Origin of the sequence: Corallococcus carmarthensis (genome assembly GCF_003611695.1) — a bacterium.
Classification (GTDB): domain Bacteria; phylum Myxococcota; class Myxococcia; order Myxococcales; family Myxococcaceae; genus Corallococcus; species Corallococcus carmarthensis.
The window spans coordinates 1-3,069 of the sequence record NZ_RAWE01000411.1 but is presented as its reverse complement, the minus strand read 5'-3'; the positions used below and the strand labels follow the sequence as shown (position 1 = coordinate 3,069).

Genomic DNA, 3,069 nt, shown 5'->3' with positions numbered 1-3,069 from the left:
CTGCTGCACCTGCTGCGCGAGCTGCCCGACGGCTGCCCGGAGCAGCGGCGCGCGGAGGGGCGCCTCGCCCAGCTGGTGCGGCCACACCTGGTGCGCGCGGCCGGCGCCCTCGCCCGCCGCTGGAAGGTGTCCGCGGAGGACCTGGAGCAGGAGGGGCAGCTGGCCACCTGTCGCGCCTGGCGCCGCTTCACCCCGGGCCTCGCGCCGGGCCGCTGCCTCTACCCGGCCTACGTCCTGCGCCTGGCCCGGCAGGCCATGGAGCGCTGTGCGGCGGGCGAGCGCAACGCCGTCTACGTCACGGACCACGCCCTGAAGCGGTTGCGGCGGGCGAAGAAGGCCGCGCGGGCCGAGGGCATCCCGGTGTCCACCGCGCTGCGCGCCCAGGGCCTGGACGAGGCCTCCGTGCTGACGCTGGGGGAGGGCTCCATCTCCACCGTCTCCCTGGACCAGCTACTGGCTGGCGAGGACGGGCGCCCGGACGCCGCGGCGAACGCGGAGACGCGGCTGGGGCTGGTGGACAGGACGGCCGCGCGCCACCAGCACGTGGCCGAGCGCGAGGCGGCCCTCACCGCGCTGTACCAGCTGCCCCGCCTGCAGCGCGTGGTGGTGCAGTCCCTCGCGGGCTACGGCCGCGCCCCGGGCGCGGAGCCCTCCGAGCGCACCGTGGCGCACGAGCTGCGCCTGCCGGTAGACGAGGTGCACCGGCTGCACGTCCAGGGCCTGAATCGGATGCGCGAGGCGATGGACGCCAAGGGGCTCGGGCCGGAGCTGCCCGCGCGCGCCGCGGGGAAGCTGCGCCAGCGCCGCGCGGCCGCGCTTCGGGACGTGCGGCCGCGCCCGGCGGGGCAGGGCGCGCAGCTCGGCTTGGATCTCCCGGCCGTGGAGTCCCGCCGCCCGTCGGCGTGGGGCGCGTAGCCGTGCCCACCATCGTCGCGGCGAAGGCGGGCACGTGCACCGCAGCCGGGTGTGGCGGGCGCATCCTCAAGGGCGAGTTCGTGGAGTACTCCGCCGCCACCGGCACGCGGCACTTGGAGTGCGCGAGCGCCGAGCAGGGCAGGCGACCCAACCTCAAGGCGGGGAAGTGCCGGTGCGGCGCCCAGGTGGCCCCGCGCGAGGGCACCCTCGTGCTGAAGGAGACCACGCGCGCGGGACGCTTCCGGAAGGAGTGGCTGGTGCTGTGCGTGCAGTGCACCATTGGATAGGCTCGCGGTGGCCCAAGCTGGAACGGCCGGGGGTGGAGCGGATGCCAAGGTACAGAACGAAGTGGGAGCCGGACGGAGCGTGGGAAACATGGGATTTCGAAGTCCCGACCGCGCGCGATGCGTTCAGAGCACTGGTTGCTTCGGACTGGCGACCAATGACAACTCAGGCGCGAGTATCGGAGGTCAAGCCTGACGGGGCAGTGGTAGCCGAGAAGGACGACTCCAGCGGAAAAGTCTCATGGATTTCGATGTTCATGAGCGCTCCAGCGCTGGGGAACGCGAAGCTGCTGGCCCAAGGACTGACTCCTATGGAACAGGCAGCGCCACCGCCGAAGGATCCGAAGGCAGGCGGCTCCACGAGGTAGTGGGTACCACATCCGCCGCTTCTGCTTCCCATTGCAGAGGCGGCGGTCGAAGTCGTGGCTCTACGCGATGAGCGCGGCCAGCTCGTCGCCCGGCTTCGGCAGCAGCTCCAGCACGTCCCCCGCCTTCGGCGCGAAGTCCGGGGAGTGGAAGCTGATGAAAATGGGCAGCGAGGCCGTGGCCTCCACGCTCGCCACCTCCGCCGTCGCCTCCGTGCCCTTGATGCGCATGGTGGCCCCCTGGTGGACCTGGCGCAGGCCGCGTTCCACCGCGAGGTAGAGTCCCCCGCCATCTTCGTCGGGCGCCACCGCCGTCACCTTGACGGAGACGAGGCGTTCTGAGGCGTCGTTGGGAACGGAATCCTGCGCCGCTTCCCCCAGAGGCGGGACGCTCTGGGGCGGGGTGGCCTGCCTTCGACGCGCACCACGGAGCGCCTCCAGTTCCAGCTTCGCGCGCATCGTCTCCAAGTCGTCCTGGTTTCGCAGCACTTCCAGGAAGCGGACCTGCGAGCGCAGCGCCTTCACTTCCTCCACGAGGGCGTCGCGCTCCGACCGCACCAGGCCCAGCTGCGTCTCCGCCCGCTCCACACGGAGGCGGACCAGCACGTCCACTGCCCGCCACGCCTGGCGCTCGCGCGACGGCACGTCCTCCCACTCCGGCAGCGGGTTTCCCGCGCCGTCGTGCCTGTCCAACGCCTCCAGGAAGGTTTCGTGCAGTCGCTTCACGTCGCGGCTGCGCTCCAACTGCCCCAGTCCAATGCCTGCTCCAGTGTCTGCGTTCATGGTGCTGCCTCCTGCTGGCGGTACTGCGGGGTGGATTTGCGCGGGAGCTGCGCGAAGGTGAAGGCGGTGGCGCGGCTCAATGGGTGCCCGCCGTGTGGACGAGGACGGTGCGGGCCGGGACGTCGAGGCGCGCGAGCGCGGACTCGATGAGCGGCAGGTAGTCGTCCTGGACGAGCGCGGCGGCGAACCTGTCCGGCGCCTCCAGGACGAGCATGTCGCCCTCCAGCGTCGGGTTGAGGCGCGCGAGCTGCTCGGCGACGTAGCGCTTGCCGTCCGCGTGGAGCGCGGCCAGCACGTGGCCCCAGGTGGCGCCCGCCTCGGTGGCGGGCAGCGCCGGGCCCTCAGCAGGCGCGGCCGCGGTGCCCTGGCCCGGGACGTGCCGGCGCCATACCTCGGGGCTGGCGAAGGCTCTCGCGGCGCACACCGGCTGGCGGGACTGCCCCCAGGCGTCCTCCAGCCAAGTAAGCCATGCCGCGCGCAGGCGGGCCTCGTCGCCCCCGACGGCGGCCAGCGCGTCCGCGTACCAGACGGCCCACCCCGGAGGGGGCGCCTCGGGGATGGCTCCCGGGAAGCGCGTGCAGCGCTGCTCCTGGGCCCAGGCGAAGAACACCTTGTCCGGGCTCGGTGCGTCGTCCTCCATCCACGTCGGCCGCGCCCTGCGGACGACAGGGGCAGTCGGGACAGGGGGCGGAGGGGACGTGTCCCCGCCGGTGCGGGACGGG

General features: G+C 73.1%; 3 protein-coding genes and 1 pseudogene. 2 read left to right on the top strand and 2 right to left on the bottom strand.

The features are described from left to right. Together D7X32_RS45855 and D7X32_RS43820 are read left to right on the top strand one after the other, a co-directional pair. The coding region (locus D7X32_RS45855) for a hypothetical protein (RefSeq protein ID WP_120608401.1) at positions 1 to 915 on the top strand (915 nt) is incomplete at its 5' end. A gap of 2 nt (positions 916 to 917) precedes the next feature. Continuing rightward, positions 918 to 1,202 (top strand): hypothetical protein, encoded by a 285-nt coding sequence (locus D7X32_RS43820; RefSeq protein ID WP_120608400.1) that lies wholly within the window; start codon positions 918 to 920, stop codon positions 1,200 to 1,202. A gap of 425 nt (positions 1,203 to 1,627) precedes the next feature. Here D7X32_RS43820 and D7X32_RS43815 read toward each other — a convergent pair whose 3' ends face one another. Further along, complete coding sequence (locus D7X32_RS43815; protein ID WP_147450518.1) at positions 1,628 to 2,347, bottom strand: hypothetical protein; 720 nt, start codon at positions 2,345 to 2,347, stop codon at positions 1,628 to 1,630. Positions 2,348 to 2,423: 76 nt separating this feature from the next. Next, a pseudogene (locus D7X32_RS43810) lies at positions 2,424 to 3,069 on the bottom strand (hypothetical protein); the annotation flags it as partial.

Bases quoted from the DNA above. Each gene is read 5' to 3' on its own strand.
- D7X32_RS43815 (WP_147450518.1), bottom strand. From the start codon at position 2,347: ATGAACGCAGACACTGGAGCAGGCATTGGACTGGGGCAGTTGGAGCGC.